24 protein-coding genes and 1 pseudogene are annotated in these 26,017 nt (G+C 36.9%); 10 read left to right on the top strand and 15 right to left on the bottom strand.

The window, feature by feature from the left end:
* The first annotated feature begins 563 nt into the window (after positions 1-563).
* Positions 564-2,486 carry a group II intron reverse transcriptase/maturase gene (gene ltrA, locus NMM17_RS02610; RefSeq protein ID WP_000165607.1) on the top strand — a complete coding sequence of 641 codons (1,923 nt, stop codon included), beginning with the start codon at positions 564-566 and terminating at the stop codon, positions 2,484-2,486.
* Between the two features lie 295 nt (positions 2,487-2,781).
* Here ltrA and NMM17_RS02605 read toward each other — a convergent pair whose 3' ends face one another.
* The 3 genes from NMM17_RS02605 to NMM17_RS02595 are packed head-to-tail and all read right to left on the bottom strand — an operon-like array spanning position 2,782 to position 3,865.
* Positions 2,782-3,390 carry a hypothetical protein gene (locus tag NMM17_RS02605; RefSeq protein ID WP_000155338.1) on the bottom strand — a complete coding sequence of 203 codons (609 nt, stop codon included), beginning with the start codon at positions 3,388-3,390 and terminating at the stop codon, positions 2,782-2,784.
* A 1-nt stretch (position 3,391) separates the two neighbouring features.
* Positions 3,392-3,556: a hypothetical protein gene (locus NMM17_RS02600; protein ID WP_000201399.1), complete on the bottom strand. Its 165-nt coding sequence runs from the start codon at positions 3,554-3,556 to the stop codon at positions 3,392-3,394.
* An 18-nt stretch (positions 3,557-3,574) separates the two neighbouring features.
* Positions 3,575-3,865 carry a hypothetical protein gene (locus NMM17_RS02595; RefSeq protein WP_254753777.1) on the bottom strand — a complete coding sequence of 97 codons (291 nt, stop codon included), beginning with the start codon at positions 3,863-3,865 and terminating at the stop codon, positions 3,575-3,577.
* Positions 3,866-4,007: 142 nt separating this feature from the next.
* Here NMM17_RS02595 and NMM17_RS02590 point away from each other — a divergent pair, with 142 nt between their 5' ends.
* The 4 genes from NMM17_RS02590 to NMM17_RS02575 all read left to right on the top strand — a co-directional run bounded on the left by NMM17_RS02590 (position 4,008) and on the right by NMM17_RS02575 (position 11,347).
* Positions 4,008-4,418, top strand: a complete 411-nt coding sequence (locus tag NMM17_RS02590) for a thrombospondin type 3 repeat-containing protein (RefSeq protein ID WP_050261993.1) — start codon at positions 4,008-4,010, stop codon at positions 4,416-4,418.
* A 47-nt stretch (positions 4,419-4,465) separates the two neighbouring features.
* Entirely contained in the window at positions 4,466-10,678 is a 6,213-nt protein-coding gene (locus NMM17_RS02585; RefSeq protein WP_254753776.1) for an SNF2-related protein, read from the top strand.
* Between the two features lie 74 nt (positions 10,679-10,752).
* Positions 10,753-11,037, top strand: coding sequence for a DUF5962 family protein (locus tag NMM17_RS02580; protein ID WP_000969637.1), 285 nt, complete (start codon positions 10,753-10,755; stop codon positions 11,035-11,037).
* A gap of 13 nt (positions 11,038-11,050) precedes the next feature.
* The gene (locus tag NMM17_RS02575; RefSeq protein WP_000998890.1) at positions 11,051-11,347 is read left to right on the top strand and encodes a DUF5966 family protein; all 297 of its coding nucleotides are present in this window, start codon (positions 11,051-11,053) and stop codon (positions 11,345-11,347) included.
* Between the two features lie 291 nt (positions 11,348-11,638).
* Here NMM17_RS02575 and NMM17_RS02570 read toward each other — a convergent pair whose 3' ends face one another.
* Positions 11,639-11,854, bottom strand: coding sequence for an excisionase (locus NMM17_RS02570; RefSeq protein WP_049546323.1), 216 nt, complete (start codon positions 11,852-11,854; stop codon positions 11,639-11,641).
* Here NMM17_RS02570 and NMM17_RS02565 point away from each other — a divergent pair.
* Positions 11,838-12,089 carry a hypothetical protein gene (locus tag NMM17_RS02565; RefSeq protein WP_001845478.1) on the top strand — a complete coding sequence of 84 codons (252 nt, stop codon included), beginning with the start codon at positions 11,838-11,840 and terminating at the stop codon, positions 12,087-12,089. The genes NMM17_RS02570 and NMM17_RS02565 overlap by 17 nt on opposite strands.
* A gap of 225 nt (positions 12,090-12,314) precedes the next feature.
* On the opposite strand, the gene NMM17_RS02560 is transcribed toward NMM17_RS02565, so the two are convergent.
* Both NMM17_RS02560 and NMM17_RS02555 read right to left on the bottom strand, forming a co-directional pair.
* Positions 12,315-12,545 carry a helix-turn-helix domain-containing protein gene (locus tag NMM17_RS02560; protein WP_000857133.1) on the bottom strand — a complete coding sequence of 77 codons (231 nt, stop codon included), beginning with the start codon at positions 12,543-12,545 and terminating at the stop codon, positions 12,315-12,317.
* The gene (locus NMM17_RS02555; protein ID WP_000804885.1) at positions 12,542-12,964 is read right to left on the bottom strand and encodes a sigma-70 family RNA polymerase sigma factor; all 423 of its coding nucleotides are present in this window, start codon (positions 12,962-12,964) and stop codon (positions 12,542-12,544) included. The genes NMM17_RS02560 and NMM17_RS02555 overlap by 4 nt, the downstream gene beginning before the upstream one ends.
* Before the next feature lie 504 nt (positions 12,965-13,468).
* Between NMM17_RS02555 and NMM17_RS02550 the strand changes: the two genes are divergently transcribed.
* On the top strand, positions 13,469-13,822 hold the full coding sequence (locus NMM17_RS02550) for a helix-turn-helix transcriptional regulator (RefSeq protein WP_001227347.1): 354 nt from the start codon (positions 13,469-13,471) through the stop codon (positions 13,820-13,822).
* 59 nt (positions 13,823-13,881) lie between these two features.
* On the opposite strand, the gene NMM17_RS02545 is transcribed toward NMM17_RS02550, so the two are convergent.
* Positions 13,882-14,073: a cysteine-rich KTR domain-containing protein gene (locus NMM17_RS02545; RefSeq protein WP_001860868.1), complete on the bottom strand. Its 192-nt coding sequence runs from the start codon at positions 14,071-14,073 to the stop codon at positions 13,882-13,884.
* Between the two features lie 521 nt (positions 14,074-14,594).
* Here NMM17_RS02545 and NMM17_RS02540 point away from each other — a divergent pair.
* From NMM17_RS02540 to msr(D), 3 genes are all read left to right on the top strand, one after another.
* Complete coding sequence (locus NMM17_RS02540) at positions 14,595-14,765, top strand: hypothetical protein (protein WP_000873143.1); 171 nt, start codon at positions 14,595-14,597, stop codon at positions 14,763-14,765.
* Positions 14,766-15,150: 385 nt separating this feature from the next.
* Entirely contained in the window at positions 15,151-16,368 is a 1,218-nt protein-coding gene (gene mef(A) / locus NMM17_RS02535; protein WP_000417519.1) for a macrolide efflux MFS transporter Mef(A), read from the top strand.
* 119 nt (positions 16,369-16,487) lie between these two features.
* Entirely contained in the window at positions 16,488-17,951 is a 1,464-nt protein-coding gene (gene msr(D), locus NMM17_RS02530; protein ID WP_000420313.1) for an ABC-F type ribosomal protection protein Msr(D), read from the top strand.
* A 117-nt stretch (positions 17,952-18,068) separates the two neighbouring features.
* Here the strand turns inward: msr(D) and NMM17_RS02525 are convergent, their stop codons facing one another.
* From NMM17_RS02525 to NMM17_RS02490, 8 genes and pseudogenes are all read right to left on the bottom strand, one after another.
* Positions 18,069-18,368, bottom strand: a complete 300-nt coding sequence (locus NMM17_RS02525) for a DUF5960 family protein (protein ID WP_001072467.1) — start codon at positions 18,366-18,368, stop codon at positions 18,069-18,071.
* On the bottom strand, positions 18,355-18,723 hold the full coding sequence (locus NMM17_RS02520) for a hypothetical protein (protein ID WP_000567222.1): 369 nt from the start codon (positions 18,721-18,723) through the stop codon (positions 18,355-18,357). Before NMM17_RS02520 ends, NMM17_RS02525 begins: the two co-directional genes overlap by 14 nt.
* A gap of 12 nt (positions 18,724-18,735) precedes the next feature.
* Positions 18,736-19,071: a hypothetical protein gene (locus NMM17_RS02515; RefSeq protein ID WP_000806926.1), complete on the bottom strand. Its 336-nt coding sequence runs from the start codon at positions 19,069-19,071 to the stop codon at positions 18,736-18,738.
* Positions 19,068-19,313 (bottom strand): hypothetical protein, encoded by a 246-nt coding sequence (locus tag NMM17_RS02510; RefSeq protein WP_001813542.1) that lies wholly within the window; start codon positions 19,311-19,313, stop codon positions 19,068-19,070. The genes NMM17_RS02515 and NMM17_RS02510 overlap by 4 nt, the downstream gene beginning before the upstream one ends.
* 363 nt (positions 19,314-19,676) lie before the next feature.
* Positions 19,677-21,594 (bottom strand): annotated as a pseudogene (tet(M), locus tag NMM17_RS02505) (tetracycline resistance ribosomal protection protein Tet(M)).
* Between the two features lie 318 nt (positions 21,595-21,912).
* A complete protein-coding gene (locus tag NMM17_RS02500; RefSeq protein ID WP_001224318.1) occupies positions 21,913-22,845 on the bottom strand; it encodes a conjugal transfer protein in 933 nt (310 codons plus the stop codon).
* Positions 22,842-23,843, bottom strand: a complete 1,002-nt coding sequence (locus NMM17_RS02495; protein WP_000769868.1) for a lysozyme family protein — start codon at positions 23,841-23,843, stop codon at positions 22,842-22,844. Before NMM17_RS02495 ends, NMM17_RS02500 begins: the two co-directional genes overlap by 4 nt.
* Positions 23,840-26,017 (bottom strand): amino acid transporter, encoded by a 2,178-nt coding sequence (locus tag NMM17_RS02490; protein WP_254753775.1) that lies wholly within the window; start codon positions 26,015-26,017, stop codon positions 23,840-23,842. Before NMM17_RS02490 ends, NMM17_RS02495 begins: the two co-directional genes overlap by 4 nt.

The following is a 26,017-nucleotide window of genomic DNA, read 5'->3' as shown; positions in this document are numbered from 1 at the left end:
GTGCAAAGGTAAAGGTATGAAGCTCGGTGAAGTCGGCTGAAAGATACCGTCATTCTTAAGGACTTAAGAATCGAAAGTGTTCCAGAGGTGGAATATGTATCTGATAGGTCGGGAGTCATTAAAAACTAAATAGGGTGAGAATGTGCATGAGCACTGACGAACCAGCGAATGTACGCTCCGAAGGCGAGTACGTAGAAATGCGTATAACAACGTAAGTTGTTTCAACTTGAGGAAGAGTAAGAATCGACGATATGAAATTCCTTGTTATGTTACAGGCATATCAAAGTTGAAGGGGTATAGCTAGGCACCTAAGTTTAGTATTGATAAAGATAAGGGAACGTCGAAAGCTAGAGATGTGGAGGTTGCACAACCAGAGAAACATTGGAAAGAAAATCATAACTTTCCTTAATCTCTAGTGAGAGTGGTGGCACGACCTTTGAAAGTGTTGTAATGATACTGGAGGAACAGCCACTAGTCAATAGTGTATTGTTATGAACTTTATCATTTCATGGATTCTTGTAAGACATAAAAGGTCACGAATCCAAAGAGAGGAGTGATAGACCATGACGAAACCAAAAAATGATGACAAACTATTAAAACATCAAAAACTAAGGTATGCGGAATACTATGGCATGACCGAGATTTTTGATGATTTATATTCCAAAAGTCAAAAGGGATTCAGTTTTAAGAACTTAATGAACATTATCATATCTCCCGAGAATATACTGCTCGCTTATCGTACCATAAAGCGGAATGGTGGTAGTCAAACCGAAGGAGTAGATGGTGTTACCATTAAAGATTTAGAAAATCTGACCCAAGAAGACTTTATCTCTAAAGTTCAAAGAAGATTTCAATATTATAGACCCAGAAAAGTCAGAAGAGTAGAGATTCCTAAGCCAAATGGGAAGAAACGACCACTTGGCATTCCCTCGATGTGGGACAGAGTGGCCCAACAGTGTATTTTACAAGTGTTGGATCCAATCTGTGAAGCGAAATTTTACAAACACAGTTATGGATTTAGACCCTTAAGGTCGGCTGATAACGCTATTATGGACTGTATGTATCGTATGAATAAAAGTCATATGACTTATGTCGTTGACGTTGATATTAAAGGCTTTTTTGATGAAGTGAATCATACTAAGTTAATGCGTCAAATCTGGACATTAGGTATCAGGGACAAACAACTTCTAGTGATTATTCGAAAAATGTTAAAAGCACCAATTGTTCTTCCGAATGGAAAAGTGACATATCCAACTAAGGGCACACCACAAGGAGGTATCTTATCTCCACTACTTGCCAATATCAATCTCAATGAATTTGATTGGTGGATAGGACGACAATGGGAAGAAAGAGATTGTAAGGAATTAGTTCCTCAATATAATTCCAAGGGAACAAGACACAAGTCACATGTTTACAGAAAGCTACGAACTTCAACGACGCTAAAAGAAGTTTATATTGTCCGATATGCGGATGATTTTAAAATCTTTTGTCGAAATAGGAATGAGGCAGAGCGAACATTTAAGGCTGTAAAATTGTGGTTAAAAGAACGACTTAACCTCCCTATTTCAGAGGAAAAATCTCAAATTACCAATCTGAGAAAGAAAAGCAGTGAATTCCTTGGGATTACTTTAAAGCTAGTTTCTAAGAATAATCGTTTGGTTTGTTTCTCTCATATTGCATCAAAAGCCAAGAAACGTATTAAACATCAACTGAAACAACAGATGAAATTGATACAAATTAAAGGTGCTAAAGAAACAATTATTCGTGAAATACAGAAGTATAATAGTATGGTTATCGGTATTCATAACTATTATAGTATGGCAACACATGTGAGTAAGGATTTAGAAGAAATTCATTATCAGCTTTATCTCTCTTTTAAAAATCGATTGCAGGCGAAAGGTCTGACAAAAATAGGAGAATACAAGGGAAAAGATAAAGGACTTCTCCCCTACCTCCAATCTCAAAACATTCGGTACTTAATGGGTTATCCAATTCTTCCAATTAGCTATGTCAAGACGAGAACACTAAAAGGAAGAAATAAGAATCTGAATAGGTATACTCCCGAGGGGAGAAAATTGATTCATAAACAACAGGAATCTGTTGAAACATGGAAATTAAAATGGCTGAGAGAACACTCAATTATAAATAAGCGTGCAACAGTTGAATACAATGATAATCGAATTTCTTTATTTGTAGCTCAAAAAGGGAAATGTGCTGTAACCGGTCAGGAATTGGATATGGATGATATTCATTGTCACCATAAGAGACCGTGGTTAGAAACAAAGGATGACTCTTATAGGAACCTTATCATTGTTGGACGAGATATTCATCGCCTGATTCACGCAACAAATGAGAAGGTTATCAAAAATCTCTTTCAGCTTTTGAATTTGAGTGATACAGGACTGACCAAATTAAATCAGTTGCGCGAACTTGCAGGAAATTCACCATTATTGAAAGAAAATTTGAACTTAGAACAATTATGTTAATCATATTAATACAGCACGATAAAGCAAAATCGTGATAATACACTATTGATGGAACGCCGTGTGCGGTGAAAGTCGCATGCACGGTGTGAAGCGGGGGAAAAGATGGAGATAGTATCAAAGTTTTACCTATCGCTATAGAAAGTATATGATGATGGTTCTTTCCTTGTGTCTGAGACAAACTATGGGGGTAATCCTAACTATACCTTTAGAAAAATCTCTCAAGCAGATAGTGCCATTAGTTTTGCCTATACAACGAAATAAAAAAATCATGTCATCAGTTTAGGTGACATGATTCTTATTTTTTATAGAGTGACATATTTAATGCCATAGGCTGATAACTTACTTGATGATCGTCTTTAATCAATTGACTGTAAGCAACAAATCCGAACTGTTCATAAAATTGAATGACTTTAGGATGATTGATACTATCTAAAAATACCATCTGAGTTCCTACAATTGCTCGAAATTCTTCAATTTTTTGAATTACAATTTCAAATAACTCTTGTCCTGATAATTTATTTAGCTTTGTGTTTTTGCCGAATTGACCGATAAGTAACACAGGTAGATAATCAATATTTTTGGGACTTTTCCCTTTTAGGACGAGTTTCTTTTTTAAAGATTTCTCTAAATCAGAAATATCAACAACTTTGAGAGATAAACTAAAGAATCCTATGATGTTATTTGTTTCAGTTTCTTCAACGATAAAATTACGAGAACGATGTTGTTTTTCAAAATTGGGGGCTTTATCAGATAGATAAGTCAACATCTCTTCATTACCGTTGAAATCAACATTTTCTAAAATGATAGTTTTAAATAGATCCTGAACTTGTTTCTCAGTTTTATCAGGGGCTAGCACTTGAATATTTTCAAGATATTGCTTAAGTGGTGTTACTTGAATTGTCATCTTACAGATACTTTGAAATGAGTTTATTTTTCGTTGGAGCGGTAGCGTCCTGTGATTCAATAGATTTCAAGACGGCTTGTAGCTTTTTAGATGGTTTATGATTAAGAATTTTTAGAGCATCTTCGTTTGTTAGTTTTATATCACGTGTTAAACTGATTGTAGCCATTTGTTCTACCTCCTGTTTCTACTTAAATTCATTATAGCTTATTTTGAACAAAAGTTCAATCTGAAGATAGTGTATGTTTATAAATCCAAAATAAGTTTTTCTCTTGCGTTTGTAGCTATTTAAAGATACAATATGTCTATAAATGAGTGGTTGGCTCATGGTCAATCTGATAGTAATCTTGGACATAAGGTCCAAGCGGTGGCGGACACCAGAACGAAATCCGATAGCAATCTTGGACGTAAGGGCCAAGCGGTGGCAGACATCAGAATAAACCGACTGACTAGTTGGCTTACAGGTTCTGTAAGTCATCTTTTTTACTTTGATCGTAACGTTTTATCATTTTAAGGAGAACGAGGTTTTGGCTCGTTCTCTTTTTTGTTGTGATACTTCTTTCAAGGAATATTTGGTAGGATTGGAGTGAAAAAAGATTAACTAGGAAAGAAGGAAGTATATGGAAGCCATTTATCAACGTGATTCGGATCAAGATGGACTAACTGATGCTCAAGAATTAGCGCTAGGAACCAATCCTCTTAGCGCAGATTCTGATGGTGATGGTCGTTCAGATTTAGTGGAAGTAGAAGAAGGAAGCAATCCCTTAGAAAAGGATTTACAAGACATAGACCAAACAAGTATAACTGAACCATCTTCAGTATTTATGGAAATGAAACAAAAGATTTCAGATATGATGGAGAGTCACTACAAGGAATTTATACAGGCTCTTATTAGTATTGAAACAGGGATTGAAAACGAACAAGACCTTGAAGACTTATATACTTACTACATGAGAACAGATGCCGTTTCTCTTTTGTCTAGTGATTTAGAAACCAGTCCTCAAGAGGTTGAAATGGAGATAGAGTTGTAGGGGAATCATGTGATTCTCCTATTTTCGTATAGATGAAAGGAGCGAGTATGGAAGTAATGCAATTATTGGCTATGTTTCGTGGAACAATTCCAAAAGATAGGGAGAAAATGGACCTATTTCTTCGATATCAAGCGCAACATTTTGATGAGAAATGGCAGGACTTGGTAGAGAGTTTTTTGGCTGAAGAGGGTAAGATAGAAGAGATACCTCATGTCTATTCGTTTCATCAAGATATTGTTTCTTTCCTAGAGGCTAGTTCTGAAAATAATGACCAAGATTTAGAAAGTTACACAAGAAATTTTGGACAAGCAGGTCTAGGTAAATTATCTCAATTAAGTAATTTTGAGAAAAACTTGGTGCTAGAAGTCGCAATCTATAACCTTTCCACTCGATTTTACATCCAGTCTGAAAAAGATAAGTTAGAACCATTAAGTGAGCTTGTATTTCATCAGAATCAGGATGTCAATTTAGTCAATGTCTATCGGGTTGCGAATAATCTATCTGACCGTGTTAGTAGAGATATAGAGGAATTTCTTCTAATGGTTGACTCAAAAGAGCTTAAAAAAGAGGTTCTTGAGATTCATTTTGAAGAAAAAGAGGGAGATGTTCTAGCCTATTTGGGTTCTGAATTGATGGCTACTTTAGATACCGTTACGGATCTTGTCCATCATGAAGAAAACTACCAACAACTCCCACTGACACAAAAGCTGAAGATTATTACTCATTTTGATGATGTAAAAGCTAGAAGCGAAAAGTCTAAGCAAGTAGAGGAATCCTTATCTCCTTCAAGTGATATTGAACAGGAAACGGAAGAAACGAACTCCTTTTCTAATGTCGATAAAATTGTAGAAGAAGCTTTGAGGGAATATCCAATCGGTTCACAAGTAAGTTATAAAGGACAAGTATTTCAGTTGGTTTCGATTGAAAATGCATACTTAAATGACTTAGTTCGCCTAGAGCTATTCAATGATTCCAACCAGTTATTTGAAGAGAATCCTATCTTATACTTGAATAGTTTGGAAGAGATTGAACATGTATTGTCTCTTGTAGAACTTGAAAAAGAAGATTCAGATATTGAGATTGATTCATCAAGTGAAAGCCAGGAAATAGATTTGTTTTCCTACCTGGAAGAAGAAATTGAAAAGGATAAGGAAACAAAACCTTTAATTTCAGGTATAAAAGAGACGGATGTCCCTGTTCAAGATTTTGATTTTCCAGATGATTTAGAGGGCTTTTACCCTAAGACAAATCGAGAAAAAATTGAAACGAATATCGCCGCAATTGATCTTGTTAAAAGATTAGAAAAAGAGGGACGACAAGCGAATCCAGAAGAACAAGAGCTACTAGCCAAGTATGTCGGCTGGGGCGGTCTTGCTAATGAATTTTTCGATGAACTCAATCCAAAGTATGAAGCAGAACGTTTAACTCTTAAGAGTTTAGTAAGTAAATCAGAGTACTCCACTATGAAACAAAGTTCTCTCACAGCCTATTATACAGACCCAATGATTATTCGCCAGATTTGGCAAAAATTACTGGATGATGGTTTTGAGGGAGGAAGGATATTAGATCCTTCTATGGGGACTGGGAACTTCTTTTCGGCTATGCCTAGAAGTATACGAGCTAAATCAGAACTCTATGGGGTTGAATTAGATAGTGTGACAGGCGCAATCGCAAAACAACTCCATCCAAATGTCCATATTGAAGTGCGAGGATTTGAAGAAGTTCCCTATCAAAATAATAGTTTTGATTTAGTCTTAACGAATGTTCCGTTTGGAAATTTTCGCATTGCCGATAAAAACTATGATAAACCTTATATGATTCATGATTACTTTGTCAAACACTCACTTGATTTAGTAAGAGACGGAGGACAAGTGTCGATTATCTCATCTATTGGGACAATGGATAAGCGGACAGATAATGTCTTACAAGAGATTAAAACCAACACTCATTTTTTAGGGGGAGTTCGGTTGCCGGATACGGCTTTTAAAAAGATTGCAGGTACTCGAGTTACCACAGATCTCCTCTTCTTTCAAAAGGATCAAGCAAAGAATCTTAATGAGGAGGAACTTGTCTTTAATGGCTCTATTTCTTTTGAGGAGGATAAGCGTGTCTGGATTAATCCTTATTTTGATGGGAAATACAATACACAAGTTTTGGGTGAATATGAGGTACGTAATTTTAATGGAGGAACCCTCAATGTTAAGGGGGTATCAGAAACATTAGCTACTGACATTATGGAAGCATTAGAGAATGTGGAAGAACCTAAACCAATTGACAATTCTTTGAAAGCACCTGTTTTTATCCAAGAAGAAGTGGATAATTCTATCCCAAGTCGTATACGTGAGGACTTAGCGCTCTATTCTTTTGGATATGAGGGAAATCAAATTTATTACCGAGATACGCATGGTATTCGGAAAAGTTCAAAAGTAGACGAAATTAGTTATTATGTAGATGAGAAGGGAGATTTTAAAGCTTGGGACAGTTCTTTGTCTGAACATAAAATAGATCGATACGTGCAACTTCATTTGACAGATGAGGAAGCACTAGATGTTTACAAGTCAGAAGAAGCGAGTAAAAGAGGGAAATATAAGGGACTGTTCAAAAAAACTGTCTTTTATGAAAGTCCCTTATCGGATAAGGACATTAGTCGTATTAAGAGCATGGTTGATTTGAGAGAGACCTATCAATCCTTAATTGAAATTCAACGTCATTCAGATTATAGTCGAACAGATTTTCAGGAATTGCTTGGCAAATTGAATCGTGACTATGACCGCTTTGTAAGTCAATTTGGATACTTGAATGCCTCAGTCAATCGGAACTTATTTGATAGTGACGATAAGTATTCCTTACTAGCAAGTTTAGAAGATGAATACATTGATTCTAAAGATCAGAAAGTAAAATATAAAAAATCTTTAGCCTTTGAGAAAGCATTGGTTAGGCCAGAGAGAGTGATTACAAGAGTATCAACGGCTTTAGATGCCTTAAACTCCAGTTTATCGGATGGTAGAGGGGTTGATTTAGACTATATGGTATCAATTTATCCCGAACATAGCCAAGCTGCTATTTTAGATGAGTTAGGTGACCAGGTTTTAATGGATCCAGAAAGTTATTTAAGAGGGGAAAGAAAATATCTTTCTAAGAACCAGTTTTTGTCAGGAGATATTCTCAATAAGATAGAAGTAGTTCAACTATTAGTAGATGAAAACAACCAAGAATTTGACTGGTCTCATGCTTTAGATTTGTTAGAATCTGTTCGCCCTCCACGGATTCATCTGGCAGATATTGAGTTCAAAATAGGGTCACGTTGGATTCCTCAATCCGTTTATGGTAAATTTGCCTTTGAATGTTTTACCAATCGTGAATTTGAATTGTCTTCGCCAGATGTTGAACAAGTCATTGAAGTGAATCCTGTCGATGGCCAGGTTCATTTAAGGACATCATTTGTTTATCGCTATCCAAGTGCCAAAGATAGTAGTCTTGGAGTTAGTGGGTCACGTTATGATACAGGAAGAAAGATTTTTGAGAATTTACTTAATTCGAACCAACCGACGATTACCATGACTGTTACGGAAGGGGAAAAGAAAAAGACTATCACAGATTTGGAAAAAACCTCTGTTCTAAGAGCAAAAGAGCAGCATTTACAAGAGCTCTTTCAAGAATTTGTCTCACGGTATCCAGAAGTCCAACAGGTCATTGAGGAAAGCTATAATCGTCTTTATAATCGAACAGTTAGTCGAGAGTATGATGGTAGCCATCTAGTCATTGATGGCTTGGCACAAAACATCAGTCTTCGTCCTCATCAAGAGAATGCTATTCAAAGAATCGTAGAAGAAAAAAGAGCTTTATTAGCTCATGAGGTAGGTTCAGGAAAGACCTTGACCATGCTTGGTGCTGGGTTTAAATTAAAGGAGTTGGGGATGGTTCATAAGCCCTTGTATGTGGTGCCCTCTAGTTTGTCTGCTCAGTTTGGCCAAGAAATCATGAAATTTTTCCCTACTAAAAAAGTCTTTGTGACCACTAAGAAAGATTTTGTGAAGGCGAGAAGAAAACAATTTGTGTCACGTATCATTACAGGAGATTACGATGCCATTGTCATTGGGGATTCTCAATTTGAAAAAATCCCTGTCAGTAAGGAAAGACAGATGAATTATATCGAGGACAAACTCAATGAACTACGAGAGATTAAAACACATTCTGAAAATAAGTACACCGTTAAAGAAGCAGAGCAATCAATAAGTGGTCTTGAGAGACAATTGGAAGAACTCCAACGCTTTAATCGTGATAGTTTTATTGATTTTGAGAACTTAGGAATTGATTTTCTCTTTGTGGATGAAGCACATCACTTTAAAAATATACGTCCAATTACTGGACTTGGAAATGTAGCAGGGATTACCAATACAACGTCTAAGAAGAATGTGGATATGGAAATGAAGGTTCGACAGATTCAGGAAGAACATGATTTTAAAAACATTGTCTTTGCGACAGGAACACCTGTTTCCAATTCTATTAGTGAGTTATATACTATGATGAACTACATTCAACCAGATATCTTAAAACGCTATCAAGTTGATTATTTTGACTCTTGGGTAGGTGCTTTTGGAGAAATTCAAAACTCTATGGAATTAGCTCCTACAGGGGATAAGTACCAACCTAAGAAACGATTTAAAAAGTTTGTCAATCTACCTGAGTTGATGAAAATCTATAAAGAAACAGCCGACATTCAAACACAAGATATGTTGGATTTACCTGTTCCAGAAGCTCATATTATCCCTATTGAGAGTGAGTTAACTGAAAACCAGAAACTCTATTTAGAAGAATTAGTTATGAGGTCAGATATGGTCAAATGTGGAACAGTTGATCCGAGCCAGGATAACATGTTGAAGATTACGGGTGAGGCGCGGAAACTAGCTATTGATATGCGTTTATTGGACTCTAGTTATAGTCTAGCAGACAATCATAAACTGCTTCAGGTAGTGGATAATGTTGAAAGAATTTATCGTGAGGGAATGGAAAATAAGGCTACTCAGATGATTTTTTCAGATATTGGCACACCTAAGAAAAAAGATAATGGCTTTGATGTTTATTCTGAGATTAAGGCTTTATTAGTTGATAGAGGAATCCCTAGTATGGAAATTGCCTTTGTACATGATGCCAATAGTGATGAAAAGAAGAATAGCTTGTCTCGAAAGGTTAATGCAGGAGAGGTTCGGGTTCTTCTTGCCTCAACTGAAAAAGGAGGAACAGGTTTAAATGTTCAGAGCAAGATGAAAGCAGTTCACCATCTGGATGTACCGTGGAGACCAAGTGACATTCAGCAACGTAATGGACGTATTATCCGACAGGGAAATGAAAACAAGGAAGTGGATATTTACCACTATATTACCAAAGGTTCGTTTGATAATTATCTATGGGCAACTCAGGAGAACAAACTCCGTTATATTAAGCAGATTATGACTTCTAAGGAGCCGATTCGTGCTGCGGAAGATATTGATGAACAGACTATGACAGCTTCTGATTTTAAGGCACTAGCAACAGGTAATCCTTATCTCAAATATAAGATGGAACTAGAGAATGATCTAACTCTATTAGAAAATCAAAGACGCGCCTTTCAACGCAGCAAGGATCACTATCGTCATACAATCTCTTACTGTGAAGAAAATATGCCCATTCTTGAGAAACGATTAAGCAAGTATGAAGGCGACATTCAACAGTCTGAAATGTCGAAAGACCAATCATTTTCTATGACGATAGGTAAACAAGTTTTTGAGCAACGAGCTGAAGCAGGTGAATCCCTACACCGTCTTATCCGTCATAATCAAACTGACAGCAAAGAATTTCGAACCCTAGCAAGTTATCGAGGATTTGACATTAAAATGCTTAGTCTACCAACGAATCAGCCTCTTCCTGAAACCTTCTCTGTTAAGATTGTAGGAGAAAATCAGTATTCTGTCAGTTTGGATTTGTATTCTCCTTTGGGGACAATTCAAAGGCTTCAGCATACGATAGACCACATTAAAGATGACCAAGTGAAAACTCAGAACTTATTGGATGAATTAAAGGATAAATGGACTACTGCTAAGGTAGAAATTGAGAAAAATTTTCCAAAGGAAGAGGATTATCAAACTAAAAAGGCCGAATACGATGTACTCGCGCCATTGATTGAAACAGAAACGGATTTAGATATTATTGATCAGGCCTTACGACAATTCCACGAAAAAGGAAAAGAAAAGCAAGAACAACTTTCTTTTGAATTAGATTAAAAAATAGATATAAATAGCGGACAAGAAAAGAAAAGCGCGGTAAAATAAAGATAGAAAGAAACGAGGTAACGATTATGATGGAAGATACCTATTATCAATTAGAAGAGGCTTTGGTACAGGGATTTCAAACACCTGAAGAATACCAAGCCTACAAGGAGTTAAAGGAACATTATGAGGAAGTGACAGGGGATTACAGTTTTTCTAAACGAGAGCTCACTAGTCAATTGGAAATCGCTCTTCAGAATCATCAAGGTGTGGACTTTGAAGAACATGAAAAAGAAGAGTATTTGGACTTAGTTCAAAAATTAGAAGAGTTTGATTCCTCTCTTGCCACCCATTATCGTCAGTTGATTGATTAGAAAGGAGAAAGTCATGAATGATTTGCTCCTTATCCCAGTAATTTTTTTAGCAGTAGGAGGAATTCTCATTCTTTTATGGAGACTCTTTCTTATTGCCAGTGGACTTTTCCTTATTGGTTTTATCAGTTTTCTTATTTTCGTGGAGGTCTATGGAATTTATCTGTTCTTTACTGAACCTAGTTTATATTTTGATGATATCAGACAACATGGTTTAACTAGTTTTACGGCTGTGTACTTTTTCATCAATCTGATGTTGGTTCTAGGATTTAGTTGGCGCTTCATTAACTCCATAAATAAGCATAAAATGTGAACTTTTTAGATAGTTAAAAGACTTTATTCAAAGGTAGGTTTGAATAGAGTTTTTTGTTGATGTGCTTATAATCCAGTCTCAATACTCTGTATTAGAAACAAAAAGAGATGAATTAAAATTAAAGTGTACAGAATGCTTTAGAGTTTCTATTTTTCTTATAATATATAGTAATTTCGGTACAAATTAACTTGTATATTCTATCTGGTTTAGTGTGATATATTCATTGTTAAATAAAAATATGAGTTCTCCTCTTATTTTAAAAAATAATTATTTTATAATTTTTTTTTATATTTAGTGTAAACTATTCATTGCGTCCAATGTATCTATAATTTTTTCAAATTGTTTTCGTTTAATCTGAATACGATTGCCATTCATAATCAGCCAATTTGCATTTTTATTTTCCTCTGCCAAGCGTCGTAGCTTGTTTTCGCCAATACGAAAATATTTTGACGCTTCTTCAATGGTTAGGGTATAACGTTCCCAAATAGGAATGTCAGTCTGCTTCATAAAATCCTCCTTTCCAAATCACTTATTTGGATTTCATAAAAGTTGTTTTACCAGCAATCGAACAGCTTTAGCAAAGCTCACGGGAGTTCCACCCCTGCATGGTTCTCATGTAGCCATACTCATTGCCTGCGACGGTTTTATCACGCTCGGACTATTGACTGTATGGGAGTATCATTATCACGATAAGAATGTCGTTGCAGGCAATCCTGCTAAAGATTGCTTCTCGGATCACTAACATGAATCGCTCGCTATCTTTATAAGATAGGTCATGGCGGTTAGTTCCGTTGGCTCTTTTCTTATCGAAACGTATTCGATTACTTTTATTCAGTTTTCAAAGAACAATGGCTCGTTAGCCTATCAAAACACATTGAAAGCTCAATATGCTTTGGTGGAATAACAAACCTCCCTGTTCGGGAAGCGTGGAATGGTTTAGCACGCTTCCACGAAAGGAGAGAGGATATTACTTAATTTCAAATGACAAAATCTTTGTAATCAGTCTGGTTTCCATTCTTCCACGTAAGACTTCATCAACGACCATACTTTGATTGCCATATTCATCTTTCATAAGTCGTAGGGAACGCTTCGTTATGTACCCTCTGTAATGATGTAGAATCTGGTTAATCGCTTCGGTATCGCCATCTGTTGCCTTTACAATGAGAGGAAAGGGAATCATAGGATATTGTGTTTTCATTCTTCAAATTCCTCCATAAACTTTTTAATTAAGGCTAGTCCACTGGTTCTATGCCGATAGACAGTAGAACGGTTCAATTTCAACAGGTCTGCAATTTCTGAATCGCTCATGTCCATAAAGTAAAACAGCAGTAGAATTTCACGTTTCTTGTCTGGCAACTCACGTAATGCTTCACTCAACAAATCATTTTCAACGCCTACTGATAACCCATTGAGTGTAAAAATCTGAAAGTCAGTTGAATAGTTATCTGTTGTCGCAAACTGGCTAACAAGATAATCGCCAACATCCGAAAAGGACACCTCACGCTTTGCAATCCTTGAAAGATAAAGCATATAATTCTTTCGCTCGTCTTCCATAGCACGTTTACAGATATAGTCAAACTGATTTTCTATTGTGGTCTGAAAAGAAGATGGTTTCATGTTTCTCACCCCCTTTCTGTCTAGGAAAGGAAGTGAGCCTTGCTCGTTTATCTCCTTTCACTCTTAGTCCCAATGTGAAAGGGGGATTTGTTGCATTACTGATAAATAAACTTTGTAAAAAAGTTCTGAATAGCCAAAAAAGCATATAAACAGATTTATTTCTCTGTTTACATGCTTCTGTTATTCTATCTATATGATTTATAAAACCACATTGGTGGACGTACTTATCTATTGCAGATAGACGACTTTTTTTGACAAGAACCCAATGTAAGGAAATTTATTGTATATGATGTACTTCATGGCGACGTTGACCTCCAACAAACCGCCATTTGGAAGTAATATACAATATTTTAACAGCGTAAATAGCACTACCATATAACGGTTTTTTTTATTGGCGTTTAGTAGTGCTTTTTATTAAATATAAACCTATAAACCATATAACACGTTTTTCTATACCTGTTTTTAATTCAGTAGGAACAATAAAATGTATAGAGGTGGTCTACTATGCGTAAAAAAGAAGATAAATATGATTTTAGAGCCTTTGGTTTAGCCATTAAAGAAGCTCGATTGAAACGAGGTTTAACTCGTGAACAAGTGGGAGCATTGATTGAAATTGACCCACGGTACTTAACTAATATTGAAAATAAAGGGCAACACCCCAGCATACAAGTTCTTTATGACCTTGTATCGTTACTTCATGTTTCCGTTGATGAATTTTTCTTACCTGCTAATAACTTGGTAAAAAGCACCCGACGATTACAGATAGAGAAATACATGGATAGCTTTACAGACAAAGAACTATCCTTAATGGAATCTTTAGCCAGCGGTATCAACGAAGCAAGAAACATCGAAGACTAATTAAAAGAATCCATACATAACGGAAAGAGCCGATAAAATGAGATTGTATTAATCTCATTTTATCGGCTCTGCGTCTTTGCGTCTGGCTCTGTAATCACAGTTACTTTGAACTGCTTTATTTCAATTAAATTTTCTTGTCTGCATTTCGGACAATAGAGGGGGAATTTTTTTAATTCAGTATCTTCCCTTATCTTTAATCGTGTTTTATTTCCACATACAGGACATGTTGAGGCGGTAAGTTTGCTAGTCAAGGAGTAAAACGACGAAGATTAGCATTTACTTCCGCCCATGCGATAGCTGTCCGTGATTGACAAGTGCTAGCACGCAGACAGAACGGAGATAGCGAACCGCTGAGTGTGTCGCTCTGCTCGTAAAAGCTTAGAAACCTTTGAACGAAAGGGATAATGAAAGCCTTGATTGCAAGGCTTTTTGCTTTATGGTGGGTAAGTATCAGAGTGAGAAAATTTTTGGAATGAGTAGAAGTGATAGCTAGAAATTATCAGTTTCTATTTCCATTTACCCTGTGGGTACGTGTTTGTTTCCATTGACAAGGAGTTTGTGGGAATAGAAATGTACCCACCTTGTTTGAATCAAGTGAAGTGTAGTTGAAGGAAATCTGTTGAAAGCAATACTTCATTTTACCGAATAAGTAATAATTTAGGCAACTTCAAATCGATTAAAAAAAACTATTTTAAAGGTTAAGAGTAGACAAAAATTGTCCACTCTTTTTTGCAAACTCAATTTATCAATAAATGAAATGAGGGAATGTAAAATGAAATATTTTGAGGTTGAGTTAGAAAATCCTGATGAATTTTTAAAACTACAAACAGAAGATTTTGTGAAAGCTAATCGCTTGCTACTAAGGAAGATAATCCAGAGCGTTACAGTCTATGAAGAAAACTTCGTCATATCCTTTAAATCTGGCATCGAATTGGAAGTATGAGTCTCATTCCATAACTTTTATATTGAACATATCATCTTGTTGTGTTATACTATAAATTGATATAAACAAAGATGTAGGAGGAACCGAAACTATGACAGCCTCAATGCGTTTAAGATAAGCTGGCAATAAAAAAAGCAGAATCTATACCCGATGATAGGCTTTTTTGTTGTGCTTATTTATACGATATTGAGCATTCATTAGTTACGGTGAGGATATTGGTTATTTAACTATACCTTTATTTAACTATGTCTTTAATATGAATGTTTCCAAATTGTATGTATGCAGACCAAAAGCCACATTGTGGGGTTTGGCCTGCATTTTTTATTGCCTAGAATGCTATTCAAAATAGAAATTCAAGCAAAATAATATGCAGGAGATAATATAAATGGAAAAATACAACAATTGGAAACGAAAATTTTATGCAATATGGGCAGGGCAAGCAGTATCATTAATCACTAGTGCCATCCTGCAAATGGCGATTATTTTTTACCTTACAGAAAAAACAGGATCTGCGATGGTCTTGTCTATGGCTTCATTAGTAGGTTTTTTACCCTATGCGATTTTGGGACCTGCCATTGGTGTGCTAGTGGATCGTCATGATAGGAAGAAGATAATGATTGGTGCCGATTTAATTATCGCAGCAGCTGGTGCAGTGCTTGCTATTGTTGCATTCTGTATGGAGCTACCTGTCTGGATGATTATGATAGTATTGTTTATCCGTAGCATTGGAACAGCTTTTCATACCCCAGCACTCAATGCGGTTACACCACTTTTAGTACCAGAAGAACAGCTAACGAAATGCGCAGGCTATAGTCAGTCTTTGCAGTCTATAAGCTATATTGTTAGTCCGGCAGTTGCAGCACTCTTATACTCCGTTTGGGATTTAAATGCTATTATTGCCATCGACGTATTGGGTGCTGTGATTGCATCTATTACGGTAGCAATTGTACGTATACCTAAGCTGGGTAATCAAGTGCAAAGTTTAGAACCAAATTTCATAAGGGAGATGAAAGAAGGAGTTGTGGTTCTGAGACAAAACAAAGGATTGTTTGCCTTATTACTCTTAGGAACACTATATACTTTTGTTTATATGCCAATCAATGCACTATTTCCTTTAATAAGCATGGAACACTTTAATGGAACGCCTGTGCATATTTCTATTACGGAAATTTCCTTTGCATTTGGGATGCTAGCAGGAGGCTTATTATTAGGAAGATTAGGGGGCTTCGAAAAGCATGTATTACTAATAACAAGTTCATTTTTTATAATGGGGACCAGTTTAGCCGTTTCGGGAATACTTCCTCCAAATGGATTTGTAATATTCGTAGTTTGCTGTGCAATAATGGGGCTTTCGGTGCCATTTTATAGCGGTGTGCAAACAGCTCTTTTTCAGGAGAAAATTAAGCCTGAATATTTAGGACGTGTATTTTCTTTGATCGGAAGTATCATGTCACTTGCTATGCCAATTGGGTTAATTCTTTCTGGATTCTTTGCTGATAAAATCGGTGTAAATCATTGGTTTTTACTATCAGGTATTTTAATTATTGGCATTGCTATAGTTTGCCAAATGATAACTGAGGTTAGAAAATTAGATTTAAAATAAACAATATTGGAGGAATATTTATGTATCTTATTTTCATGTAACTCTTCCTGCTAAAATCGCAGGGTTTTCCCTGCATACAAGCAAATGAAAGCATGCGATTATAGACAGGAGGAAATGTTATGGAATTAATATTAAAAGCAAAAGACATTCGTGTGGAATTCAAAGGACGCGATGTTTTAGATATAAATGAATTAGAAGTATATGATTATGACCGTATTGGTTTAGTAGGAGCAAATGGTGCTGGAAAAAGCACTTTACTCAGGGTACTTTTAGGAGAATTAACTCCCCCAGGATGTAAAATGAATCGTCTGGGTGAACTTGCCTATATTCCCCAGTTGGACGAAGTAACTCTGCAGGAGGAAAAAGATTTTGCACTTGTAGGCAAGCTAGGTGTTGAGCAATTAAATATACAGACTATGAGCGGTGGTGAAGAAACAAGGCTTAAAATAGCACAGGCCTTATCGGCACAGGTTCATGGTATTTTAGCGGATGAACCTACGAGCCATTTAGACCGTGAAGGAATTGATTTTCTAATAGGACAGCTAAAATATTTTACAGGTGCACTGTTAGTTATTAGCCATGACCGCTATTTTCTTGATGAAATAGTAGATAAAATATGGGAACTGAAAGATGGCAAAATCACTGAGTATTGGGGAAACTATTCTGATTATCTTCGTCAGAAAGAGGAAGAACGTAAGAGCCAAGCTGCAGAATACGAACAATTTATTGCGGAACGTGCCCGATTGGAAAGGGCTGCGGAGGAAAAGCGAAAACAGGCTCGTAAAATAGAACAGAAGGCAAAAGGTTCTTCAAAGAAAAAAAGTACTGAAGACGGAGGGCGTTTAGCTCATCAAAAATCAATAGGAAGTAAGGAAAAAAAGATGTATAATGCTGCTAAAACCCTAGAGCACAGGATTGCGGCCTTAGGAAAAGTAGAAGCTCCGGAAGGCATTCGCAGAATTCGTTTCAGGCAAAGTAAAGCATTGGAGCTCCATAATCCATACCCTATAGTCGGTGCAGAAATTAATAAAGTATTTGGGGATAAGGCTCTGTTTGAAAATGCATCTTTTCAAATTCCGTTAGGAGCAAAAGTGGCGTTAACTGGTGGTAATGGAATCGGAAAAACAACTTTAATCCAAATGATCTTAAACCATGAAGAAGGAATTTCTATTTCGCCTAAGGCAAAAATAGGTTACTTTGCACAGAATGGTTACAAGTACAACAGTAATCAGAATGTTATGGAGTTTATGCAGAAGGATTGTGACTACAATATATCAGAAATTCGTTCAGTGCTAGCATCTATGGGGTTCAAACAGAACGATATTGGAAAAAGTTTATCTGTTTTAAGCGGTGGAGAAATTATAAAATTGTTGCTTGCTAAAATGCTCATGGGTAGATATAACATCCTAATAATGGATGAACCCAGTAACTTCCTTGACATACCAAGTTTAGAGGCTTTGGAAATACTAATGAAGGAGTACACCGGAACTATCGTGTTTATCACCCACGATAAACGATTACTCGAAAATGTAGCAGATGTAGTTTATGAAATTAGAGATAAGAAAATAAATCTGAAACATTAAATTTAAGGTAGTCGCTGGTCAGTATAGTCTGTTCTGGTTGGCGACTCCATTGTTAAAGAGTATAAAGACTTTAGATTTTATGAATATTAAAAATAGGAACAGTCAATTGAACTGCTCCTATTTTTCTGCTAAATATATTGTAGTTTTCTTATATGTATAATGATAGATTAGCGGATTCTCATCTACGGTACTTACTTCAAATATGAAGAAGTGATCGCGGTTATCTCTGGACTTTTCCTTATTGAGGACAAAGTAATTCTTACGTGAAGTCGCCATTGTTTTTAGGATATCATCAGTTAGGAAGGTCAATGGAATATTCATGTTAGAGTAGCGGTAGAAGTCACGTTCAAAATCTTGGTAGCTCTCGCTATAATAGTCCATTTGTAGGTGATTACGCTGAAACTCAAGCTGATTCATAGAGCACCTCCTCGACAAGTTCAATACTAATAATGTCTTTTAATTTCAAATTGATGTGACCTGTTGTAGTTTTTATCAAAATGAAATCTTTGGTCAGACTTGGTATTGTTCCAGTGTAGGAAACACGCTTGTTTTTTTCAATCACTTGAATGCGTGTGCGTAGCTGCCCGGCGTATACTTGACTGAGGAGTAATAATTTCTTCTCTAGTGATAAGTCAGACATGTACGTTACTTTGTTTGTATCATCAGAGAGTGCTGATGCATGTTCAGATAGGAAAAAGCCCATCCATTTTTGCATCTTTGTATCCTGGTACTCTCTTGCTGATTGAAATGGTAAATATGAACGGTCAATCATATCAAATCCTTTCTATGCAGAGGCAAGGGTATTTTTATCAAATTGAATCGTAAAACCTTGAATTCCCCCACCTGTGTAACATTCTTTAAAGCGATTGATTACCTCAGTATAGATTATCACAGATGAGCTTGTTGGCTTAATGCTAAATGTAAATTCCAATGGTAATCGGTTTTCAGATTTAGCATGTACTAGTCGTATCGATATTTCAGTTGTTTTGAGTTTTCTCTGACGAAGTTTTGAAGTTGCTGTTTCAACGATTCCATGTAAAAATCTTTCAAGCATTTCAATATCATTACATCCTTTGCTACGGATTTCTGAAAATTGTACTGTATTTTTTTCTTGTTTCATTTTAATCCCTCCAATCCACCCGCGGAATGACCACCGATAAGTTTACTGCGTTCAATATTTCTGGAACCTTCAGTTAGGACGGTTCCTTTTTGTATGGCTAAAAAACCAAACTGTTCTCTGACAACATCAATAGCTGTCTGAAGTCTATTATCTTTTTCAATTTGTTCTACATCATCAAAGAGTGATAGTAGAGTATAGCTTTCATCTACGAAGCCACTATAAGATACACCAATTTGTCTCACTGCACCAGAGGTGTATTTTTTCGGAATAATACAAGTACATGACTCACCATTGTTTTGGGGAGATTTGCGGGTTCAATTTTATTCTGAGCATTTATAGATTTTTTCATCTCAGTCCTAGAATAGCCAATATGAATAGAAACGACAGTAGTCAATACTAGGGCTACTGTTCCGTTCCACAGTATCATTTAAAAATCATTTTCACACCCTTTCGTCTATTAGTATAGAAGAAAGCTCTCAGCACACAATATCCACTTGTAGTTTATAATAACTATCTCCTCCTTTACACTTTAATTCAAATCTTTATTAAAAAATATTTCATCTTATTTAACAAGAAACCATATTTATATAACAACATAAAATACACTAAGTTATTTTATTGAACATATATCGTACTTTATCTATCCGACTATTTGGACGACGGGGCTGGCAAACAGGTTCACCGGTAGTAACATGGTACCCTTTTAACTCTGTTAAACAAACACTACGTCCATTTGTAAAGAAAGTTAAATCACTACGATATTCTTGAATACACCGAGCAGGGATTTCTCCACTAAGAATGACCTCATTATTTTTCAATTGAGTGTCTACGATGTTCGCACAATATTTAGGAGCATCGGTGTATGCTCGTGAAAGATATTCCTGTGGCGCATAAATTTTAAAACTAAGATATGGCTCTAACAATTCTGTTCCAGCTTTTTTTAAGACTTGTTCCAATACAATAGGAGCAAGCATCCGAAAATCTGCTGGGGTACTAACAGGGCTATAGTATAAGCCATACTTAAAACAGATTTTACAGTCCGTCACATTCCAACCATACAATCCTTGTTCACAGCCATAGCGTATCCCTTCCATAACTGCATTTTGAAATGATTGATTTAAGTATCCAAGAGAAACCGAGCTCTCATACTGCATTCCACTTCCCAACGGAAGCGGTGATACAGATAAACCAATGGAAGCCCAGAAAGGATTCGGTGGAACTTCGATGTGAATGGTATACTCTGCTTTTTTTAACGGTCTTTCCATATAAATGACTGTAGGCTCTTTTATTTCTATCTCCACATGATACTTTTCTTGCAGCAGAGCACAAGTCACTTCCATTTGTACTTTCCCTAAGAAAGAAAGTATGATTTCATGTGTCGCAGAATCCACATAATATCGCAGAAGCGGGTCACTGTCGGAGATTTCTAAAAGTGCATCAAGTAACATTTCCCTTTGTTGAGGTTTGCTCGGTTCAACAGTCGTTTGCAGCAGAGGGAGGGGATTTTCAATTCTCTCTCTGTGGCAATAGCTTTGTATCTCCAAGAACACTATTTAACTTCAAAAACTCATTCTGCAAAATAACAATTTCCCCGGAATAAGCCTTATCGATTTTACATAATTCACCATTTATTGAAGTATACATTTCTGTAATTTTTATTTTTTCCTTTTCCGATATTCTAACCGAATCTCGCAAATGCAGTACGCCACTATAAAGACGTATATATGCAAGACGCTGTCTTTTTTCCGAATACTCAATTTTGAAAACTTTTCCGCAAAGTTCAGACTGACCTCGATGTGTTGATGAATAAAATTTATTCGTAATCACTTCTATAAGGTTATCAATCCCTATATTGTTTTTTGCACTTCCGTGATAAACAGGGAACAGGGAACAATTATGAAATCTTATGCTTTCCTCTTGTTCGAGTTCCAATGCTTCTAATGATTTACCGGACATATATTTCTCTAAAAGGTCATCGTTTCCCTCTATTACCGTATCCCATTGTTCAGATTCGGTAAAGTTCGTCACACACATATTAGGATACAGTTCTACCTTCTGTTTGATTACAATTTCGGCAGAAAGTTTCTCTTTAATATCCTGATAAACCGTTGATAAATCAATTCCATTTTGGTCAATCTTATTGATAAAAAAGATTGTGGGAATCCCCATTTTCCTAAGTGCATGAAATAATATACGAGTTTGTGCTTGTACGCCATCTTTTGCAGAAATCAGTAGAATTGCCCCATCTAAAACTGATAATGAACGATATACTTCTGCTAAGAAATCCATATGTCCTGGCGTGTCTATGATGTTCACCTTCGTATTTTCCCACTGAAAAGAGGTTATTCCTGTCTGAATTGTAATTCCTCTCTGACGTTCTAAAAGCGTATTATCCGTCCTCGTTGTACCTTTGTCCACGCTTCCTAATTCTGTAATCGCTCCACTGTTATATAATAAGCTTTCTGTTAAGGTAGTTTTTCCCGCATCAACATGAGCTAAAACTCCAATATTAATAATTTTCATGTGATTTTCCTCCATTCAAAAGCCCAAAAGGGCATAAAAAGCATACAGATATTCTCCGGATACTTTAGAATCACATGATAAAGGTATTCTTAAACTGGGTACAAAAAACTAAGCCCTCCTAAAAAAGGACATCCAATTATTTGTTCCCACTATCAAATTGACAGTTTATTTAAGAATACCTTGCCGCATATTTATTAACTCCTTTTAAATAGATACTTAAATAATAGCACGTAAGAGCATATTTGTCAAGGAATCTCCAATTTTTTATCAAAGAGAGTACGTGATTACAAAATAGCTGTAATAATGTACCAATATTTGTTATTCTATAATCTTCCAATTACTCCCGTTCTTTTCAAGTACCAAATCAAATTGAGATACCTGCGTTGCTTTGGTCTGCTGGTCGATATACTCCACTGTCAGCGATACCGTGACTTGATTATCCTTACGATTGTGAATAGGATTTACCAGTTCTTGAAAGATGTACTCTTTTCCGATTGGTTTTAATATCCCGTCATTCACATAGTAGGAAAGTTCACTGGCTGTCGCTGTAGGATAGAGCTTGAAGAACGTCGTTAAAAACTCATTGATTTCATTGGTTGTAATGGAATCAACCGTCCCCTCACTTTCAATGGCTTTTGGTTTATAACTTGATTTCTTAGGTATGTTGGTAATGGTCGGATTCTTAACCAGTACCATATTTCCAGAACCATCTACATAGACACTCACTATATAAGCAGAGTGGACGGTCTTTGTATTTTCTCCCTCTGTAATGAGCTGGTCTACACTGTAGGTTACATTAAACTCATTGTCGCCAGTTGGCTCTACCGTCCATATCTGAAATCCTCTTACAGAAGACGATACAGGAATATCTTTGCGTACTGTATCAACATTGAGAGCTTGAAGTTCATCTGTCAGATAGCCTTTTAGACTTTCCATTCGATTATCAATGGACTTATCGGATTGCTCCCATGAATAGTAGACTTTCGCAAAGTTCTCTACAAAATTTTCTACATGATGAGTATCAACGTATTCCTTTTCTATGATAGTTGTTTCGTGAATAGTATGAGTATCTATAGCTGTAAAGTGCTTGAATATCGCAAAGCTGAAACTAAGCCCTAAAAGTACCCACAAGGCAATCACAACCTTTTTATGAGGATTGACCTTATAGACACGAGGTTTCTTTTCCTTTGGTATCTGTTTTTCTTTATTCTGATTTTTTCTAAATTTCATCATTAAATCTTCCTTTCTCATTGTTTGATTCGTCCTGCTCCCACTAAATGCTGTTGCCAGTAGGGGCTTGTTAAGTCGGCATAACCGATTGGGTCGCCTGCATGAAACATACGGTTATTGCCAAGGTATATCCCAACATGAGTAATATAAGAGCCAGCGTTATAGGTAGAATGAAAGAAAACCAAATCGCCAGCTTGTGCTTCCGATAGTGGGATATGCTGGGTCACATCATATTGCTGTTGTGCGGTTCGTGGTAAGTTAATTCCAGCTTTTCCATACGTCCATTGTGTCAGTCCGCTACAATCAAAAGAAGTAGTCGGGGAAGCTCCACCGTAAACGTATCGCCAGCCCTCATATTTCAGTGCTTCGTCCATGATGGCTTGTACCGTATCATCATCAAACTCTGTTGTGACAAGATACTGCGTTACCAGTTGCACATAAAACATATTGCCATAGTTGTATCGCCAGCCCCCATTGATAGGTATGGCTATGGGATTGGGGTAAGACACTTTTTCGCCACCTGAATACTCTTTTGAGAAACTTTGAGCCAGTTCAAAGGTATATTTATTTCCACGATTAGCCACATACCCTAAGAAACCACCACCATAATTGTAGGACTGGATAACCGATTCTAAATCTACACTGAGCCTTTCGCTACTGGCTAATAATTCACTGAAATACTTCACACCTTGCTTAATGGATTCTTCTGTACTCAATGAATTAGGTGGAAGACCGAGGGATTCCGAGGACTGCATAACATCTTCCGCAGTACCGCCCGATTCCACCTGTATAATCGCAAGAAGTATGTTGACATATTCTTCAACGCCATATTCTTTGGCATATTTTTCTACCATAGGCTTATGAGCCAGCACTTCTGCGGAAACATTCACACCTCCATAATGAATATTGGAAATTCCGCTGTCCTGTTCATCTGAAAATAAAATGGCAACAAACAGAAGCAGTGAGAAGACCATCAAGAATAATCCAGAACCACCAATCACTAAAGTTTTCAACTTCATGGTTTCTTACCGACTTTCTTAATGGTGGCGGTTTTGATTGGTGGTCTACTTCTTGTATTTTGTAGTGGTACTCTTTGAACAGTAGACGGACGTTCTTTTGTGATTGGACGTTGTGAAGTTCTATCTGCTGTAGTGGTTGAAGTTGCTGGCTTTTGAACGGTTTTTTCTTGAACGGTATTGCCTTGGCGTTCCACTTTTGGACTTGAAAAATCGGACTTAACTGCTGGACGCTCTTGTTTGGCTTGTTGAGATTCCCTATAGGAAGCCTGTACAGTTGTTTGCCTTGAAGTCTGTCCATCATGAGATTGTTCTTGCTTAGTGGCTGGTCTTTCATGAACGGAAGAAGCTGGCTGTTTTTTCTGTTTGACCTGTTCCATTTCAGAGCGACGCTCCGCAATGGTTTTTCGCCTTTGTTCCTGCTGTTCCTTGCGTCCACTGGCTCTGTCCGCTTTGGTTTGAGAAATACTACTGGTTAAATCACGGACATTCTCTTTTACTTTGGATTTTCCTTGATATACTGCATATCTTGCATTGGTCGGCAAATCTTTAACCTGTTCTTTCAAACCACTAGCAGTGTCTACCATTCTGTCTTTGGTATCAGCTACTGTACCGATGGTTTGACCGATACGTTTTCCAAGTGTTGATTTTTCCTTTCCGTCTGGTCGGGAGTGATCTGCTTGTGTCCTTGCAGAACTCCCCGAACCCGACTGTCCTTTTTTACCTGTAACAATGGCAGACCCAGCTCCTAGAGTAGTCATGGAACGTCCAAGTTTCCGCTGTAGACGGTGCATGTGAGCGTGCATAAGCATACGAGGTTTTCTCATCACACGACTTCCCACACTTTGAGAATCGTTACTCTGTAGAGAAAACATACTCATTAAATCGCCCAGCTTGAAGTAGATTCCTGCAAAGGTCACAATCTGTAGAAAAGCAATCAAAAAGAACGGATAACCAGCCGATAAGGTATAGAGCATGGTTGAAATACTAAATGCTGTCGTAATAATCAATGTGATTCCAGCTCGTGTCAAAATGGTATTAAAGAGCTTTGTTATGGCTCGTTTTGACATACCATCAAATGATGGAATCATGCTTAAAATAAAGCTCACAGGCAGAAACATAGCATAGATGATAAAAAGTACCTGCGAGAAAATCATGATTCCTGTTAATAGGAATACAAATATGGAAATCCCAATATTGAAGACAAATAGGAAGAAGACTGTACCTAAACGGTTAATGGTCTTTGTAATGGTTAGATTGGTATTGCTTCTGTCTTCAATTTCTTCCGCAACAATTTTTTCTCTGTCTTCGCCATTGTTGGAATCTGGGCTGGTGGAGAGCAGGCTTTCCACACGGTCAATACCGATACTTTCAATGTCTGAACTGTTGTATTGAAGCAGTAGCCACGGTTGCTGAACCTGTATGGAAAACAGGCTATCTCTGATTAAGTCCACGCTGTCCTTGCCTTGACTATCGGAATGGGGCATGACAATCTTCGTGCCAAGTGATAAACTGGCATTACTGATGTCTGATGAAAAGTCATTGATTTTTTTAATGTAGTCGGGAGCGTAGGCAATAAAGGAAGCCGATAGGATAAACACCAGCACAAAATTCATAATGGCATGAATTGCCTTTGTGGTTTCTCTCTTTATCAGTCCCGTATAGGCAACATAAACCCCAAGAACCAAAATCAAGAGTAAGAGGAATCCAACATAGAAACCCTCTGTTGAAAATCCGTTTGCACTCACACCAGCTAAGGTCTGCATATTCTTACCAATGGAATCTGCTGTAGCGGAAATGAAGTCTAAGGAATAGGCTTCCTGTACTAAGTAACCTGTCGCATTGGAAACATACAAACTGATTGTCCAAATAAAATTGGTAATGGCATATAGTCCATACATGACCTGTTTTCCAATCCCGTCCGACCAGTTCCACGGAAGCCAGCCCCAGCTATTATCCACATAAAAATCCAGTTGATAGTTTTCAAGTGGGTATCGGCTGTATTCATTTGCCACATTGACCGTATCATCTACCAAGCCCGCAGCTTGAACCACCGTTCCCAGCATGGCTAAAAGAAAAATGGCAATCACAAGTGTGAAAGCCACTGTCATTGCCACTTTACCTAGACGTTTCAGCGTCCAGTTTGATTTTATTCTGTTTACTATTGATGGTTTCAC

Source organism: Streptococcus sp. CF7_Ac1-12, from assembly GCF_024295905.1.
Taxonomy (GTDB): domain Bacteria; phylum Bacillota; class Bacilli; order Lactobacillales; family Streptococcaceae; genus Streptococcus; species Streptococcus mitis_AP.
The sequence above is the reverse complement of the archived record's forward strand: the minus strand, read 5'-3'. Positions and strand labels throughout refer to the sequence as shown.

Excerpts from the sequence above, each read along its gene's own strand:
- NMM17_RS02580 (WP_000969637.1), top strand. The coding sequence starts at position 10,753 with ATGATGGAAGATACCTATTATCAATTAGAAGAGGCTTTGGTACAGGGA.
- NMM17_RS02495 (WP_000769868.1), bottom strand. The coding sequence starts at position 23,843 with ATGAAGTTGAAAACTTTAGTGATTGGTGGTTCTGGATTATTCTTGATG.
- ltrA (WP_000165607.1), top strand. The coding sequence starts at position 564 with ATGACGAAACCAAAAAATGATGACAAACTATTAAAACATCAAAAACTA.
- NMM17_RS02605 (WP_000155338.1), bottom strand. The coding sequence starts at position 3,390 with ATGACAATTCAAGTAACACCACTTAAGCAATATCTTGAAAATATTCAA.
- NMM17_RS02585 (WP_254753776.1), top strand. The coding sequence starts at position 4,466 with ATGGAAGTAATGCAATTATTGGCTATGTTTCGTGGAACAATTCCAAAA.
- NMM17_RS02575 (WP_000998890.1), top strand. The coding sequence starts at position 11,051 with ATGAATGATTTGCTCCTTATCCCAGTAATTTTTTTAGCAGTAGGAGGA.
- NMM17_RS02560 (WP_000857133.1), bottom strand. The coding sequence starts at position 12,545 with ATGAAAACACAATATCCTATGATTCCCTTTCCTCTCATTGTAAAGGCA.
- NMM17_RS02515 (WP_000806926.1), bottom strand. The coding sequence starts at position 19,071 with ATGAAACAAGAAAAAAATACAGTACAATTTTCAGAAATCCGTAGCAAA.
- NMM17_RS02555 (WP_000804885.1), bottom strand. The coding sequence starts at position 12,964 with ATGAAACCATCTTCTTTTCAGACCACAATAGAAAATCAGTTTGACTAT.
- NMM17_RS02590 (WP_050261993.1), top strand. The coding sequence starts at position 4,008 with ATGGAAGCCATTTATCAACGTGATTCGGATCAAGATGGACTAACTGAT.
- NMM17_RS02595 (WP_254753777.1), bottom strand. The coding sequence starts at position 3,865 with ATGACTTACAGAACCTGTAAGCCAACTAGTCAGTCGGTTTATTCTGAT.
- NMM17_RS02500 (WP_001224318.1), bottom strand. The coding sequence starts at position 22,845 with ATGAGAAAGGAAGATTTAATGATGAAATTTAGAAAAAATCAGAATAAA.
- NMM17_RS02570 (WP_049546323.1), bottom strand. The coding sequence starts at position 11,854 with ATGAAGCAGACTGACATTCCTATTTGGGAACGTTATACCCTAACCATT.
- NMM17_RS02525 (WP_001072467.1), bottom strand. The coding sequence starts at position 18,368 with ATGAATCAGCTTGAGTTTCAGCGTAATCACCTACAAATGGACTATTAT.
- NMM17_RS02565 (WP_001845478.1), top strand. The coding sequence starts at position 11,838 with ATGTCAGTCTGCTTCATAAAATCCTCCTTTCCAAATCACTTATTTGGA.
- NMM17_RS02540 (WP_000873143.1), top strand. The coding sequence starts at position 14,595 with ATGAAATATTTTGAGGTTGAGTTAGAAAATCCTGATGAATTTTTAAAA.
- NMM17_RS02550 (WP_001227347.1), top strand. The coding sequence starts at position 13,469 with ATGCGTAAAAAAGAAGATAAATATGATTTTAGAGCCTTTGGTTTAGCC.
- NMM17_RS02600 (WP_000201399.1), bottom strand. The coding sequence starts at position 3,556 with ATGGCTACAATCAGTTTAACACGTGATATAAAACTAACAAACGAAGAT.
- NMM17_RS02520 (WP_000567222.1), bottom strand. The coding sequence starts at position 18,723 with ATGATTGACCGTTCATATTTACCATTTCAATCAGCAAGAGAGTACCAG.